Source organism: Aeromonas sp. S5(2024), from assembly GCF_041403025.1.
GTDB classification, from domain to species: Bacteria; Pseudomonadota; Gammaproteobacteria; order Enterobacterales; family Aeromonadaceae; genus Aeromonas; species Aeromonas hydrophila.
Map to the genome: position 1 here is coordinate 566,471 of NZ_JBGLRI010000001.1, position 15,610 is coordinate 582,080.

General features: G+C 64.3%; 14 protein-coding genes. 11 read left to right on the forward strand and 3 right to left on the reverse strand.

The window, feature by feature from the left end; translation table 11 throughout:
• The first annotated feature begins 184 nt into the window (after positions 1–184).
• The 6 genes from dnaJ to ACB032_RS02615 all read left to right on the forward strand — a co-directional run bounded on the left by dnaJ (position 185) and on the right by ACB032_RS02615 (position 8,069).
• The gene (dnaJ, locus tag ACB032_RS02590; RefSeq protein WP_011706780.1) at positions 185–1,327 is read left to right on the forward strand and encodes a molecular chaperone DnaJ; all 1,143 of its coding nucleotides are present in this window, start codon (positions 185–187) and stop codon (positions 1,325–1,327) included.
• Positions 1,328–1,590: 263 nt separating this feature from the next.
• A complete protein-coding gene (locus tag ACB032_RS02595) occupies positions 1,591–3,081 on the forward strand; it encodes a carbohydrate porin (protein ID WP_371137282.1) in 1,491 nt (496 codons plus the stop codon).
• A gap of 115 nt (positions 3,082–3,196) precedes the next feature.
• Entirely contained in the window at positions 3,197–4,153 is a 957-nt protein-coding gene (locus tag ACB032_RS02600) for an aminoimidazole riboside kinase (RefSeq protein ID WP_371137386.1), read from the forward strand.
• A gap of 83 nt (positions 4,154–4,236) precedes the next feature.
• Positions 4,237–5,601 (forward strand): sucrose-specific PTS transporter subunit IIBC, encoded by a 1,365-nt coding sequence (locus tag ACB032_RS02605; RefSeq protein WP_171280920.1) that lies wholly within the window; start codon positions 4,237–4,239, stop codon positions 5,599–5,601.
• Entirely contained in the window at positions 5,601–7,016 is a 1,416-nt protein-coding gene (locus ACB032_RS02610; protein ID WP_171280919.1) for a sucrose-6-phosphate hydrolase, read from the forward strand. The genes ACB032_RS02605 and ACB032_RS02610 overlap by 1 nt, the downstream gene beginning before the upstream one ends.
• Positions 7,017–7,043: 27 nt before the next feature.
• On the forward strand, positions 7,044–8,069 hold the full coding sequence (locus ACB032_RS02615; protein WP_319898679.1) for a substrate-binding domain-containing protein: 1,026 nt from the start codon (positions 7,044–7,046) through the stop codon (positions 8,067–8,069).
• A gap of 76 nt (positions 8,070–8,145) precedes the next feature.
• Here ACB032_RS02615 and ACB032_RS02620 read toward each other — a convergent pair whose 3' ends face one another.
• The 3 genes from ACB032_RS02620 to ACB032_RS02630 all read right to left on the reverse strand — a co-directional run bounded on the left by ACB032_RS02620 (position 8,146) and on the right by ACB032_RS02630 (position 10,055).
• Positions 8,146–8,874, reverse strand: a complete 729-nt coding sequence (locus ACB032_RS02620) for an MgtC/SapB family protein (protein WP_024945078.1) — start codon at positions 8,872–8,874, stop codon at positions 8,146–8,148.
• Between the two features lie 203 nt (positions 8,875–9,077).
• Positions 9,078–9,452 (reverse strand): hypothetical protein, encoded by a 375-nt coding sequence (locus tag ACB032_RS02625; RefSeq protein WP_017410711.1) that lies wholly within the window; start codon positions 9,450–9,452, stop codon positions 9,078–9,080.
• Positions 9,453–9,869: 417 nt separating this feature from the next.
• Complete coding sequence (locus ACB032_RS02630) at positions 9,870–10,055, reverse strand: DUF2892 domain-containing protein (protein ID WP_270800354.1); 186 nt, start codon at positions 10,053–10,055, stop codon at positions 9,870–9,872.
• An 88-nt stretch (positions 10,056–10,143) separates the two neighbouring features.
• Between ACB032_RS02630 and ACB032_RS02635 the strand changes: the two genes are divergently transcribed.
• Genes ACB032_RS02635 through ACB032_RS02655 form a run of 5 tightly spaced genes read left to right on the forward strand, consistent with a single transcriptional unit; the run spans position 10,144 to position 15,596 of the window.
• Positions 10,144–10,461 (forward strand): helix-turn-helix transcriptional regulator, encoded by a 318-nt coding sequence (locus ACB032_RS02635; RefSeq protein ID WP_011706771.1) that lies wholly within the window; start codon positions 10,144–10,146, stop codon positions 10,459–10,461.
• Positions 10,458–10,871: a YeeE/YedE family protein gene (locus ACB032_RS02640; RefSeq protein ID WP_162517969.1), complete on the forward strand. Its 414-nt coding sequence runs from the start codon at positions 10,458–10,460 to the stop codon at positions 10,869–10,871. The genes ACB032_RS02635 and ACB032_RS02640 overlap by 4 nt, the downstream gene beginning before the upstream one ends.
• 13 nt (positions 10,872–10,884) lie before the next feature.
• Positions 10,885–11,331: a DUF6691 family protein gene (locus tag ACB032_RS02645; protein ID WP_371137283.1), complete on the forward strand. Its 447-nt coding sequence runs from the start codon at positions 10,885–10,887 to the stop codon at positions 11,329–11,331.
• A gap of 37 nt (positions 11,332–11,368) precedes the next feature.
• Entirely contained in the window at positions 11,369–12,406 is a 1,038-nt protein-coding gene (locus ACB032_RS02650; protein WP_371137284.1) for an efflux RND transporter periplasmic adaptor subunit, read from the forward strand.
• The gene (locus tag ACB032_RS02655; protein ID WP_371137285.1) at positions 12,399–15,596 is read left to right on the forward strand and encodes an efflux RND transporter permease subunit; all 3,198 of its coding nucleotides are present in this window, start codon (positions 12,399–12,401) and stop codon (positions 15,594–15,596) included. The genes ACB032_RS02650 and ACB032_RS02655 overlap by 8 nt, the downstream gene beginning before the upstream one ends.
• The last annotated feature ends 14 nt before the right edge of the window (positions 15,597–15,610 follow it).

Below are 15,610 nucleotides of genomic sequence, written 5' to 3' on the forward strand. Positions count from 1 at the left end.
CCGTCAGCAAGGTAAAGAGCAGCGCAAGAACCGGAGTGTATGTGAATACATGAGGATTCTGAGCAGCACATGAGCCTTGATCACGGCTTCGTAGTAAGAGTGTGAGCAGATTCGTCAATGAATTTACGGGCGTTGGGTAACCAACGCCCGTCTGCGTAACTGCTGATATAGCAACAGGATGAGTATGTCGAAGCGCGATTTCTACGAAGTGCTCGGGGTATCCAAGGATGCCGACGAACGCGAGATCAAGAAGGCGTACAAGCGTCTGGCCATGAAGTATCACCCTGACCGCAACCAGGGCGATGCCGGGGCCGAAGAGAAGTTCAAAGAGGTCAAGGAAGCCTACGAGATCCTGACCGATGCCAATCTGCGTGCCCGCTATGACCAGTACGGTCACGCCGGCGTGGATCAGAGCCAGGGTGGCGGTGGCCACGGCGGCTTTGGCGGCGGCGCCGATTTCGGCGACATCTTCGGCGACGTGTTTGGCGATATTTTTGGTGGCAGCCGTGGCGGCGGCCGTCGTGGCCCGGCCCGTGGCTCCGACCTGCGCTACACCATGGAGCTGACGCTGGAAGAGGCGGTACGCGGGGTCTCCAAGGAGATCAAGGTACCGACCCTGGTCCACTGTGAAGTCTGTAACGGCTCCGGTGCCCATACCGGCAGCTCGGCCCAGACCTGCCCGACCTGCCACGGCTCCGGCCAGGTGCAGATGCGTCAGGGCTTCTTCGCGGTGCAGCAGGCGTGCCCGCACTGCCACGGTCGCGGCAAGATCATCAAGGATCCGTGCCGCAAGTGTCATGGCGAGGGTCGCTACCAGAAGACCAAGACCCTGTCGGTCAAGATCCCGGCTGGCGTCGACACCGGCGATCGCATCCGTCTCTCCGGCGAAGGGGAAGCGGGGGAAGCCGGTGCACCGGCGGGCGATCTGTACGTACAGGTACACGTCAAGGAGCACGAAATCTTCGTGCGTGACGGCAACAACCTCTACTGCGAAGTGCCCATCAGCTTTACCGCGGCGGCCCTGGGTGGCGAAATCGAAGTGCCGACCCTGGATGGCCGGGTCAAGCTCAAGGTCACTCCGGAAACCCAGACCGGCAAGATGTTCCGCATGCGGGGCAAGGGCGTGAAGTCCGTGCGCTCCGGCCAGGTGGGGGATCTGATGTGCAAGGTGGTGGTGGAGACCCCGGTCAAGCTGACCGAGTCCCAGAAAGAGCTGCTGCGCCAGCTGGACGAGTCCTTCAGCGGCGCCGCCGCCAAGACCCACAAGCCGAAATCGGAAGGCTTCTTCGAAGGGGTGAAACGCTTCTTCGACGATCTGACCAGCTGATTTTCGCGACCCAGATATAAAGAGCCGGCCCTGTGCCGGCTCTTTTTTTGCCCCTGTTTTAGCAAGATCCCCGCTTATTGAGTGGATCCCGATGAGGGATCTTCCTCACAACTTCCGCCAATTTCTGCTGTACAAATGTTATCCCGCTCACACTGAAGCTGAAACGGTTTAGCTGGCATATTGAGTTAGCTAAATTGGTTTAGCTATGCTCTTGCTGTCGATAACAACAGGCCCGACCGGGCAACAGATGACAGGTGAGGACGATGACGATGTGCAAGAACAAGTTGGCGCTGGCGGTAGCGCTGGGATTGGGGATGAGCAGCCCGCTGTGGGCGGCGGATGGCGGTATCGAGGCCCGTCTGGCGGCGCTGGAGGCGCGGGTGCAGGCAGCCGAGGCGCGCGCCACCGCAGCCGAAGCGCGGGCCGATGAGGCCCAGAGCAAGGCAAACGAAGCCCGCGAGACGGCCGTGGTGGCCAAGGCCCAGAGCGAGAAGGTGGACAAGCAGACCGCCGGGGCCCAAGGTTTCGAGTTCCACGGCTATGCCCGCTCGGGCCTCTTGGTCAACGGCAATGGCAACGGTGGCCGCGGCGGCCCCTACATCACCCCGGCCGGCTCGGTGGGCGGGGCCGTGGGTCGCCTTGGCAACGAGGATGACACCTACATGGAGGCCAATCTGCTGAAGACCCAGACCTTCGCCGATGGCAGCTGGGCCCGCTACAAGCTGATGCTGGCGGACGGGGTGGAGACCAGCAACGACTGGACCGCCAGCGATTCGAGCCTCAACACCCGTCAGGTGTTTGCCGAGATCGGCAATCTGGCGAGCTTCGACGGCCCCTTCAAGAATGCGGTGCTGTGGGCGGGCAAGCGCTTTGACCGCGACAACTTCGACATCCACTGGCTCGACTCGGACGTGGTGTTCCTGGCCGGTACCGGCGGCGGTGTCTACGACGTGCAGCTGGCCGACAGCTGGAAGGCCAACTTCTCTCTCTACGGGCGCGACTACGGTGACATCAGCGCCAGCGGCCTCTCCGACATCGAGAGCTACATCCTCACCATGAACAACCGCGTTGGCAACTGGCAGTGGATGGTGAACGGTCTCTCCGCCAAGGACAACGAGACCCGCATCAACGACGGCGGCGCGGGCAGCGAAGCGGCGAACAAGGGGGCGCACACCCTGCTGGCCTACCACGCCGACAGCTTCTTTGGCATCAACCCCGGCTTCTCCAAGGCGGCGGTGCTGTATGGTCATGGCCTGGGTGCCGAGCTGAAAGGACTGGGCTCCGACAGCGAGCTGTTGCCGGACGCCGATGCGGTGCGGGTCGCCGTGTTTGGTGCCACCGACCTTGCCCCGCGCTGGCGTATCGCCCCGGCCCTGCAGGCCGAGCAGAGCAAGGATCGCTACGTGAAGGGGGACGATTATCGCTGGGTGACCCTCAATGGCCGGCTGGCCCAGGTGCTGAGCCAGAACGTCGAGCTGGTCTACGAGGCGACCTGGCAGTACATGGACCTGGATCCCAAGGGCTACAAGGGCCGCCAGGCGGTGAGCGGCGACTTTACCAAGCTCACTTTCGCCCCCACCTTCAAGGCGCAGACCGCCGGTTTCTTCGAGCGGCCCGAGCTGCGGGTGTTTGCCACCTGGATGGACTGGTCTTCCGAGCTCGACCACTACGCCAGCAACGATGCCATGGGCCAGAGCAACTTCACCGCCGGCGGCGAGTGGAACTTTGGCGTGCAGATGGAAACCTGGTTCTAGTTCGTTATCCCGATCACAAAAATGGCAGCCGGTGCCGGGATCTGTTGGTTGGCTAAAACGGTTTAGCTGATAATACCAGCCAATAGAACAGAGTCCGGGTTTGGCAGTCGATCCGATGCAGCAGTGGAGTAGCAAGGTGACGAATCGTGTGTGGGTAATGGGGGATGCGGTGGTGGACTTGATCCCGGAAGGGGAGAGGCACTACCTCCAGTGTCCGGGTGGCGCACCCGCCAATGTGGCAGTTGGCGTGGCACGGCTTGGTGGCGATGCGGCCTTTATCGGCCGGGTCGGCGGCGATCCGTTCGGCCGCTTTATGGCCGACACCCTGAGCGGGGAGGGGGTGGATATCGCTGCGCTGCGGCTCGATCCTGACCATCGCACCTCTACCGTGCTGGTGGCACTGGATGAAGAGGGGGAGCGCAGCTTCACCTTCATGGTGCGCCCCAGTGCGGACCAGTTTCTCACCCCGAATGAGTTGCCCCGCTTCGACGCCGGTCAGTGGCTGCTCACCTGCTCCATTGCGCTCGCTAACGAGCCGGTGCGCACCAGCTGCCTGCAGGCCATGGCAGCCATCAAGGCGGCCGGGGGACGGGTCTGCTTCGACCCCAACTTGAGGCCCGAGGTGTGGGGCAACCCGGCCGAGATGCTGCCGCTGGTGCGCGAAGCCATCGCGCAGGCAGATGTGGTCAAGCTCTCCATTGAGGAGCTGCAACTGCTGAGCGGTCTGGATGATCTGGCGGCGGGGCTCGCCACCATAGCGGGGCCGGCGCTGGTGCTGGTAACCCAGGGGGCGGCCGGTGTGGTGGCCCGTCTGGGTGGCGAGCAGTTGGAGTGGGTAGGGCCCAAGGTGACCCCGCTCGACACCACGGGGGCGGGGGACGCCTTCGTGGCCGGTCTGCTGGCGGCCCTGGCCGGGCGTTCGTCACTGCCGACCCTGGCCGAGCTGCCTGCCATCCTGGCTCAGGCCCACGGCTGTGGGGCGCTCGCCACCACCGCCAAGGGGGCGATGACGGCACTACCGACCCGCACCGAACTGGATGCCTTTTTGCGATCAGGCGCAAGCGGCTGTTGATCCGCGGCTAGAAGCCCGGCTCGACAGCCCCTACTCTCATGTGACAAGGGCCCGCCAGCGCGGCGGGTCATAAGAGGAAGAATATGAATATCAGTGCGATAGCCAAGGATCTGGTGCCCCTGCTCGGGGGCAGGGAGAACATCGTCAGCGCCGCTCACTGCGCCACCCGGCTGCGGCTGGTGCTGGCGGACGACAGCAAGGTGAACAAGGCCGCCATCGACAAGCTGGAGGGAGTCAAGGGGTGCTTCAGCAACGCGGGCCAGATCCAGGTGATCTTCGGCACCGGCCTGGTCAACAAGGTCTATGCGGAGTTCGTGGCGCTGACCGGTACCGGCGCCGCCAGCAAGGCGGAGCTGACCGACATGGCGGCGGCCAAACTCAACGTGGCCCAGCGGCTGGCGCGAACCCTCTCCAACATCTTCGTGCCGATCATTCCGGCCATCGTCGCCTCGGGCCTGCTGATGGGGCTACTCGGCATGGTGCGCACCTACGGCTGGGTCAATGCCGACAGCGCCCTGTTTGTGATGCTCGACATGTTCAGCTCGGCGGCCTTTATCATTTTGCCGATCCTGATCGGCTTTACGGCGGCGCGGGAATTTGGCGGCAATCCGTACCTCGGGGCGACCCTCGGCGGCATCCTCACCCACCCGGCGCTGACCAACGCCTGGGGGGTCGCCGGTGGCTTCAAGACCATGGACTTCTTCGGGCTGGACGTGGCGATGATCGGCTACCAGGGCACCGTCTTCCCAGTGCTGTTGGCGGTCTGGTTCATGTCTCACCTGGAGAAGCAGCTGCGCAAGCGCATCCCCGATGCACTCGATCTCATCCTCACCCCGTTTTTGACCGTCATCATCACCGGCTTCGTGGCGCTGCTCTTCATCGGCCCCGCCGGGCGGGTGCTGGGGGATGGCATCTCGTTCGGCTTGAGCGCCCTCTATGAGCAGGCGGGCTGGCTGGCGGGGCTGGTATTTGGCGGCACCTATTCGCTGATCGTCATCACCGGCATCCACCACAGCTTCCACGCCATCGAGGCGGGGCTGCTGGCCAATCCGCAAATTGGCGTCAACTTCCTGCTGCCCATCTGGGCCATGGCCAACGTGGCGCAGGGCGGGGCTTGCCTCGCGGTCTACTTCAAGACTCGGGATGTGAAGATCAAGGCCATCACGGTGCCGGCTGCCATGTCCTGCCTGCTCGGTATCACCGAAGCGGCCATCTTCGGCGTCAACCTGCGCTATATCAAGCCCTTCCTGGCCGGTCTGTTTGGCGGGGCCTGCGGCGGCGCCTACGTGGTGGCGGCCAAGGTGGGCATGACGGCGGTGGGGCTGACCGGTATTCCCGGCATGGCCATCGTCCAGCCCATGAGCCTCATTCACTACATCATCGGGCTGGTGATCGCCTTTGGCGCCGCTTTCGTCGCCTCTTACCTGCTCAAGTACAAGGTGGAGTGATGAAGGACGTTGCACTGCTCAACCAGATTGTCCGGTCGCTGCTGGCCGGACAGCTCAAGGCGGCGGCCGATCCCCATCGGCCGCGCTGGCACCTGGCAGCCCCGGTGGGGCTGCTCAACGACCCCAACGGCTTTATCGAGCACGGCGGGCGCTACCACCTCTTCTACCAGTGGAATCCGCTCGGCTGCGAGCACCGCAACAAGGGCTGGGGGCACGTCACCTCCACCGATCTGCTGCACTGGCAGCACGAGCCGGTGGCGCTGCTGCCAACCGAGGCCTATGAGAGCCACGGCTGCTACTCGGGCTCGGCGGTGAGCGACGAGCAGGGGCGCCTGACCCTCATCTATACCGGCAACGTCAAATACCCGGATGGCAGCCGCACCGCCTATCAGTGTCTGGCCCGCGCCGACGGTGAGGGGGGCTTTGCCAAGCTGGGCCCCGTGCTGGATCTGCCCGAAGGCTACAGCGGCCATGTGCGCGACCCCAAGGTGTGGCACGACGGCCAGCAGTGGCTGATGGTGCTGGGGGCCCGCACCCTGGATGACAAGGGTGAAGTGCTGCTCTATCGCGGCGACGCGCTGGATGCCTGGACGCCGGTGGGCCCCATCGCCGGCAGCGGGCGCGGAGGGCTCGATGAGTTTGGCTATATGTGGGAGTGTCCGGACCTCTTCCCCCTGGCAGATCGTCATGTGCTGATCAGCTGCCCACAGGGGATTGCCCCCCGGGGAGAGGATTATCGCAACCTCTACCAGTGCGGCTGGCTGGCGGGTGACTTCGACGGCGAGCACTTCGCGCACGGGGATTTCCACGAGCTGGACCGAGGCTTCGAGTTCTATGCCCCCCAGACCACCCAGGACAGCCAGGGGAGGCGCCTCTTGTTCGGCTGGCTGGGACTGCCGGAAGAGAACGAGATGAGCCAGCCCACCATCCCCTATGGCTGGCTGCACCAGATGAGCTGCCCGCGGGAGCTGTTCTGGCAAGGCGACTGGCTCTGCCAGCGGCCGGTGGCAGAGCTGGCGGCACTGAAGGGGGAGCAGACCCGCTTCGAGGGGACGCTCGGCGAATTTCCGGGGCTGGCCATCGACTCGGCCTGGCTCGATCTGGCGCTGTGCGCCGAGGGGAGCCTCTGGTTTGGCGCCGTGGCCGAGCTGTGCTGGCAGCCAGGGCGCCTGGTGCTGCGCCGTCTGAATTGGCAGAGCGGGGCGTGGGAGGAGCGATGCTGCCCCTGGCAGGGCGGCGGCATCACCGTCTTGTGCGATCGCTCCAGTCTCGAGTGTTTCGTCGATGGCGGCCGCCATACCCTGTCGGCGCGCTACTTCCCGGGACCGGGGCCGCAACTTGCGCCGGGCAAACCGGTCGCGGGCGGCAAAATTTGCCTCGATCACTGGCCGCTGGCGGCCTGCCTAGTACAATAGCCCGGTGTCAGTTTGCCGGGAGGCCAGGTGGAGAAGAAGAAACGGATCACGATTGCCCAGATAGCCGAGTTGGCGGGGGTGTCCAAGGCGACCGCCAGTCTGGTGCTCAACGGCAAGAGTGCGGAGTACCGCATCGCCGATGACACCCGCAAGCGGATCCAGGCGGTGGCGGACGAGTGCCACTACCAGCCGAGCTTTCATGCCCGCGCCTTGCGCGAGACCCGCAGTTACACCTGGGGGCTGGTGATCCCCGACCTCACCAACTTCGGCTTTGCCAGCATAGCCCGCGCCCTCGAGGCCCACTGCCGGGAGGCGGGGATCCAGCTGCTCATCGCCTGCTCCGAGGATGATCCCACCCTGGAGCAGCGGGTGGTGGACAACCTCATCAGCCGCCAGGTGGATGGTCTCATCGTCGCCTCCAGCGGCCACAGCGACGATATCTATGCCCGCATTCACGACCGGCTGCCGGTGGTGCAGCTCGACCGTCACATCGGCGAGTCACGCCTGCCCATGGTGATCTCCGATGCCTGCAAGGCCACCGCGGAGCTGGTGCAGGAGATGGCCGGCCAGTGCGGCGAGGAGATTTACTACTTCGGCGGCCTGCTGGATCTCTCCCCCAGCCGTCACCGGCTGGCAGGCTATGAGCTGGGGCTGCACCGCGCCGGGCTGGAGGCGGACCCGGCCCGGGTGCGCCACCGCGACTACCAGCCAAGCTCGGGCTATCAGTTGATGGCCGAGCTGGTGGCCGAGCTCGGCGCGCCCCCCAAGGGGCTCTTCACTGCCTCCTTCACCCTGCTGGAGGGGGTGCTGCGCTACCTCAACGAGGCGGGGCTGATGGAGACGGGCATGCGGCTGTGTACCTTCGACGATCACGACCTGCTCGACTGCATCCCCATGCGCATCGACTCGGTGGCCCAGGATTGCCCGGCCCTGGCCCGGGCGACCTTCGAGCTGATGCAAAAGCTTATTGCGGGCAACCCGCCGCCCCAGACCGCCCAGGTGATCAATCCGCGCATTCGCTGGCGCAGTCAGCGGGCTGCCCGGGTCGCCTGAGCTCCCCGCATCCTGAAAAGCAAAAGCCCCGCCGGCAGTGGCGGGACTTTTGCTTTTTCAATGGCGGAGTCTGGTGTCAGTCGGTGGTACTGGCGCGCCAGAACACCTGCTTGATGTGGGGGTGGATGCCGAGCTTCACCATCAGGGCGTCGAGCTCGTCGCCATCGATGGAGGTGGCCAGCAGCACCGCCGAAATTTCCAGATCCCGCTCGCCGAAGGGCTCGATGTCGAGCTCGCTCAACGGGTAGTTGGCCTGCTCCAGCATCTCTTCCAGCCAGTGCAGCACCTCCTTCTGGTACTCGCGCTGGGTGAGGGCGGTCACCCGGTAGGTCACCTCGGTGTCGGTGTTGTCCACCGGACGGCGGTTGATCTGGTTGACCAGCGGGCGCAGCAGGGTGTTGGCGGCCAGCACGAACAGGGCGCCGAGGATCGCCTCCATGGCCAGCCCGGCCCCGCTGGCGGCGCCAACCGCCGCCACGCCCCACAGGGTGGCTGCGGTGTTGATGCCGCGGATGTTGCCGGATTCACGCATGATGACGCCGGCGCCGAGAAAGCCGATACCGGAGACGATGTAGGCCACCACGTGCACCACACCATAGGTGCCGCCGTGCAGGTCATAGATGCGCTGGGCCAGGTTGACGAACAGGGCCGCGCCCACCGCCACCAGCACGTTGGTGCGCAGGCCCGCGGTACGCTGGCGGTACTGGCGCTCCAGCCCTACCAGGCTGCCCAGCACGAAGGCCAGCAGCAGGCTGGCCAGGGTGTCGAGCAGAGAGATCATGTCGAATTGCTGCCACATTCTCATGGCGTACTCCTTCTGTTGCAGATGGCCTTTCTGAAGGCGGGCGAGGGGACGGTCCCCCCGCCAACGGCCCCGTGCGTGCAGGCCATGAGTTGACGAGAAACACGCACGAGGCGCCCGGCCCGTCCATCCAGGATGGCGGGCAGGGCGGTGAAACGGATTGAAAGGGGCCAGCATGGCTGGCCCCGGATATCAGTCGTGCACGATCAATTGAGCACGAGTTCGGGGTCGCGGCGGGGATGCAGCTCCCAGCGAACCGGGTGATGTACCCCCACCTGATGCACGAACTGCACCAGATAGCGACGCTGGGGCGGGGTGCAGTGCAGGTTGAGCACCAGCTCCCGCCCGCCGCTGCGACCGGGTCGCAGGGACTGCAGGGGTTGCAGGCCCGCCGGCTGCAGGGTGTGGTTCACCAGATCCAGCACCTGCTCCATGTCGGCCCGATCCTCGCAACGGATCTGCAGCCGGTAGTGGTGCTGGCGCCGTTTGCCGCGCAGCCAGAGCGGCAGCAAGCCGCGGCCCAGTCTGCTCAGCAGAGGGTGAGTCCGGTTGGATACGGACAGAGTTGAAACAAAACGCATAGCAGCCTCCTTGTGGGAAGCAGAAACTATGCAGGCAAGGTGTCATGGCAAAGCCAGGTCACCTGACGTCAAGTGTAAAAAAGAGAAGAGGGGAGTGGATTTCCGCTTCTCGCAGGGCTGCGAGCATGCGGCAGAGGAAGACCTGCGGCTAGCTCGCGACCCGGGTACCGACGACGAGGGTCGGTCTACAACTGTCACTTGATGAGTTGCCCACTGATGGTCTCCGCTGTTGATTGACGGCCTGATGGTACTCATCCAGAGCGGTGAGGTAAAGCCTCATCACCCTTTCAGCAACATTTAGATACAAATTTGTCAATAATCGGGGCCGGCTGGCTACCGTCAGGACGCTGAAAGCGCGGTGAGCACCCCTCACCGCCCTCGTTCCACCTTCTGCTCTGACCATCGTTATCCGTCACGCTATTTCAGCCCCAGCCGCTTAAGGAGCATCGCGGCCGGACAGAAACCGGTGAAGGCACTCTGGATCAGATTGGCCCCGACAAAGACGCTCAGCCAGACAAAGCCCGGATGAACCCAGGTGGTAAGGATCAGCGAGAGCAGCAACATGCAGCCCGCGACGACTCTGACTCCGTTATCTACCGTCATGACCTTCTCCTCAGTTAATTTAGATATTGCTAATTTAGTGTCGCTTTATACAATAGAACCAAATATCAGCAATTGCTAATTTACTCCCATGAGCCAATTCGACGAGATGAACAGACACGCGACAGCCGCCGCCTCCCTGCTCAAGGCGCTGGCTCATCCCGAGCGGTTGCTGGTGCTCTGCCAGCTGGTGGAGGGGGAGAAGGGGGTCGGGGAGTTGCTGGCTCACAGCCAGCTCGGCCAGTCGGCCTTCTCCCAGCAACTGTCGGTATTGAAGCGCCAGGGCCTTATCCGCTCGCGCAAGGTCTCCCAGCAGATCTACTACTCGCTGGTGAGCGAGGCGGCCGTCGATGTGCTGGCGGCGCTGCAAACCCATTTTTGTCACTCAGAAAATAAGGAATCTCGATGATGGAAAGCCAATGGCTGCTCTCTCTGGGCGGCGGCATGCTGGTGGGACTCGCGGCCCTCATTCTGATGCTGTTCAACGGCCGGGTGGCCGGGATCAGCGGTATTCTGGCCGGTGCGCTGCAACACAGGGCGCCCTGGCGGCTGCTCTTCTTGCTGGGACTGGGGGCGGGGGCCTGGCTGGCGCTGAGCCTGGGTTGGGCCAGCATGCCCGCATTCAGCACCCTGCCAGGCTGGCCGCTGGTGCTGCTGGCCGGCCTGCTGGTCGGCATCGGCACCCGCCTTGGCAATGGCTGCACCAGCGGCCACGGCATCTGCGGCATGGGGCGGCTCTCCCTGCGCTCCATCGTCGCCACTCTCACCTTCATGGCGGCCGGCTTCATCACCGTCTTTCTCACCCACCACGTTTTATAACAGGTTGATCATCATGGCATTGTTGACAAGTTTGCTTGCGGGTCTGCTGTTTGGTCTGGGTCTTGCCATCTCTGGCATGATAGATCCGGCCCGGGTCATCGGGTTTCTCGACCTGGCGGGTCACTGGGATCCCAGCCTGGCGTTCGTGATGGGCGGGGCACTGCTGGCGTTCATGCCGGGTTACTTCCTGCTGGTCAAACCGCTCAAGCGCAGCCTGCTGGGGGAACCCATGGCCAGCGTACCGCCCCCCAAACTGGATCGCCGCCTCATCGGGGGCTCTGCCCTGTTCGGTATTGGCTGGGGGTTGGCGGGGATCTGCCCAGGGCCAGGCTTGAGTCTCATTTCCAGCGGCCAGCCCATGGTACTGTTGTTTGTCGCCGCCATGGTGGCCGGGATTTTGCTTGTTGATCGGGTTTGGGTGAAGGTGCGGGAGAAGCGCTGCCACCCCCACTCGGCCTGAATGGATTGCCCCTGGTGTCGGGGAAGGAGGAATTATCATGGAACAGATCCGCGTGCTGGGGGCCACCATGCTGGCCGTGGTCTCCGCTCTTGTCTCTCCGATAACATCGTCTGCCGAGGTGAATGGTGATGCAACCCTGACCCTTGCCCCTCTTCAGGTGACCGACTGGCTCACCCTGGATGGCACCGTCAGTGCCATCAATCAGGGGACGGTGGCGGCCCAGACCAGCGGCCGGGTCTCCCGCATGCTGGTGGATGTGAACGATCAGGTGCAGGCGGGGCAACCGCTGCTGGAGATCAGCGGCAAGGAGCAGTTTGCCGCCGTCACGGGTGCCCAGGCGCGACTGGCGCGGGCGCAGGCCCAACAGGTGGAGGCTGAGCGCCAGCTTGCCCGCTTTCAGGCGCTGATCGCCAAGGGGGTGATCACCCGCGCCCAGCTCGACAGTGCCCAGGCGACTGACCGGGCCGCCCGCGCCGAGGTAAACGCCGCCGACGCAGCCCTTACTCAGGCCCGCGAGGCCTACGGCTATACCCGCATTCTGGCTCCCTACGCCGGGGTGGTGACCAAGCGGCTGGTGGAGTTGGGGGAGACGGTGGCACCCGGTACCCCGCTGCTCTCCGGCTTCTCTCTAGACACACTGCGGGTGGAGGTGGAGTTGCCCCAATCCGCCCTGACGCTTGCTCGGTCACCTGCTGATGTGCAGGTGCTGTTGCCGGATGGCAGGACCGTTACGCCCCTCAAACTGACTCGCTTCAACTATGCCGACAGCCAGAGCCACGCCTTCAGGCTGCGCCTCGACCTGCCGCCGCAAACCGCGGGGGTGCTGCCCGGCATGTGGCTCAAGGTGCAGCTCAAGCAGGGGGAACGTCAGCTGTTGCAGGTGCCGGAGCAGGCCCTGCTCAGGCAGGGGGAGTTCAGCGGTCTCTACCTCAAACAGGGGGATGGCTGGGCGCTGACGCCGGTGCGGGTGGGTCACTGTCAGGGGTCGCAGTGCGACATTCTGGCGGGCGTCCAGAGTGGCGATCAGGTAGCGGCGGATGGCTGGGCGCGCCAGCAGGCGGTGGCCCATGAGTAGCGAGCTGAACGGCAACAAGGAGAGGCTGGGACTTGCCGGTCGGCTGGCGGCGCTGTTTCAGGGCTCGGCCATCACCCCGCTGCTGGCGCTGGTGGGGCTGCTGCTCGGTCTGTTTGCGGTGCTGGTGACCCCCAAGGAGGAGGAGCCGCAGATCGATGTCACCTTCGCCGATGTCTATATCCCCTTCCCGGGCGCCACGCCGGCAGAGGTGGAGTCTCTCGTCACTACCCCTGCCGAGCAGGTGGTCTCCCAAATCAAGGGGGTCGATACCCTCTACTCCTTCTCTCGCCCCGATGGTGCCCTGCTGGTGGTGGTGTTCAAGGTAGGGGTGAGCCGCGAGCAGGCCATCGTCGATCTCAACAACCAGCTCGACTCCAACCGCGACTGGTTGCCACAGGGGATCGGAGTCGGTCAGCCACTGGTAAAACCGAGAGGGATCGACGATGTCCCCATCGTCAGTCTCACCTTATGGAGCAAAGAGTGGAGCAAGCAACTGGGCGCCGCTGAGCTGACCCGGGTCGCCCACGAACTGGAGACCGAACTCAAGCGGCTGCCCGGCACCCGCGATATCTACAGCCTGGGGGGCCAACGTTCTGTGCTGCGGGTGATGCCGGATCCGGCGGCCCTCAGCGCCCATGGCATCAGCTGGGGCGAGCTGAACCAGCGGCTTGCCGCCGCCAATCAGGTGGGAACGACACAGGCTATCGAGCAAGACAACCGGGAGATCAAGGTGCAGGTGGGGCAGTTCCTGCAAAGCGAGCAGGAGGCCCGCGAGCTGGTGGTGGGGCTGCAGGGCGACAAGCCGGTCTATCTCGGTGATGTGGCGAGCGTGTCGCTCGGGGAGGAGACCCCGGTGCAGCGCAGCTGGATGGGGCTGGGGGATCGCAGCTATCCGGCGGTGACCCTGGCCATCGGCAAGCAGCCGGGCCAGAACGCGGTCGAGGTGGCCAAGCGGGTGGAGGCACGGGTCGAGAGCCTCAAGAATCGACTCATCCCTGCTGGCGTCGAGGTGACGGTGACCCGTGACTACGGCGTCACCGCCGAGACCAAATCCAATACCCTCATCGGCAAGCTGATTTTTGCAACCACGGCGGTGGTGCTGCTGGTGCTGGTGAGCATGGGCTGGCGCGAGGCGCTGGTGGTGGGGGTCGCCATTGTCATCACCCTGGCGCTGACCCTGTTTGCCAGCTGGGCCTGGGGCTTTACCCTCAACCGGGTGTCGCTGTTTGCGCTGATCTTCTCCATCGGCATCTTGGTGGATGATGCCATCGTGGTGGTGGAGAACATCCACCGCCATCGTGGCCTGGGCAAGGGTTCCCTCAAGGATCTGATTCCGGGGGCGGTGGACGAGGTGGGCGGGCCGACCATACTGGCGACCCTGACCGTGATCGCGGCCCTGCTGCCGATGGCCTTTGTCAGCGGCCTGATGGGCCCTTACATGAGCCCCATCCCCATCAATGCCAGCATGGGGATGCTCATCTCCCTGCTGGTGGCCTTTATCTTCTCCCCCTGGCTGGCGAGCCATTTGCTCAAGGGGGAGGTGCACGGTGCCCACGGCGAGGTCAAGGCCGGCCTCTTTCACCGGCTGATGAGCCCTTTCCTGATTGGCGCTGGCGCCAGGAGAGCGAGACACAAGCTCTGGCTGGCCATCCTGCTGCTGGTTGGGGCGGCCGCCGCCATGCCCATGGTGCAGTGGGTAGTGCTCAAGATGCTCCCCTTCGACAACAAGTCGGAATTCCAGCTGGTGCTCGACATGCCGGAGGGGGCGACCCTGGAACAGACCGAGTGCACCCTGCTGGCGGTCGGGCGGGAGCTTGCCAAGGTGCCCGAGGTGAAGGATTACCAGATCTACGCCGGTACCGCGGCCCCCATCAACTTCAACGGGCTGGTGCGTCACTACTTTATCCGCAGCGGTGCCAACGTGGGGGATATTCAGGTCAATCTGGTGGACAAGCATGAGCGCCATCGCAGCAGCCACCAGATTGCCCAGTCGGTTCGGGAGCCGCTGCAGGCCATCGCCAGCGCGGTGGGGGGCAACCTGAAAGTGGTGGAGGTACCCCCCGGCCCACCGGTCTGGTCACCCATCGTTGCCGAAATCTATGGCCCGACACCGGCCGCTCGCGAAGCGGCTGCGCGCGCCGTACAGGCCCGTTTTGTGGCCACGGCCGATCTGGTGGACGTAGATATCTATCTGACCGACCCGCAACCCAAGTGGCGGCTGGTGGTGGATCGCAGCAAGGCGGCCTTGCTCGGGGTCGAACTCGGGGATCTGGTGACGACCCTCAACGGGGGCGTGGGTTATCAGGATGCCAGCTGGCTGCAAGGGCACGGCGCCAAGTATCCGGTGCCGATCCGCATCGAACTGGCTCCCGGCGACAAGCGGGATCTGGCCGGTATTCTGGCGCTCAAGGTGCGCAGCCAGAGCGGCCAGCTCATCCGGGTCTCCGAGCTGGTGAGTCGCCGTGATGAGGTGGCCCCCAGCTATATCATGCACAAGAACATGCAGCCCATGGTGATGGTGGTGGCTGACATGGGCGGCCACACCGACAGTCCGCTCTACGGCATGTTTGCCGCCGGTGCCGATATCGACCTGCCCCAATATTACGTGCAGCAGCCTGACAAGTTGGGAGAAGTGGCGCTGTTGTGGGACGGGGAGTGGAAGATCACCTACGAGACTTTCCACGACATGGGCATCGCCTACGGGGTGGGGATGATCCTCATCTACCTGCTGGTGGTGGCCCAGTTCCGCTCCTATCTGGTGCCGCTCATCATCATGGCCCCCATTCCGCTTACCCTCATCGGGGTGATGCCGGGCCATGCCCTGCTGGGGGCCCAGTTTACCGCCACCTCGATGATCGGGATGATTGCGCTGGCCGGGATCATCGTGCGCAACAGCATCCTGCTGGTGGACTTTATCGAGCAGCAGCGCAGCGCCGGAGTGGCGTTCGAGCAGGCAGTGATGGCGGCGGCGCAGGTGCGGGCCAAACCCATCCTGCTGACGGCGCTGGCGGCGATGATCGGGGCCCTGTTTATCCTCGATGATCCCATCTTCAACGGGCTGGCCATCAGTCTGATTTTCGGGATCCTGGTCTCCACCTTGCTCACCCTGGTGGTGATCCCGCTGCTCTACTACAGCCTGATGTCGCGCCCTGGGGTCGCGATCGCGGCAGCCGAGCCGGGCGCACAATGACAGAAGGGCCACCT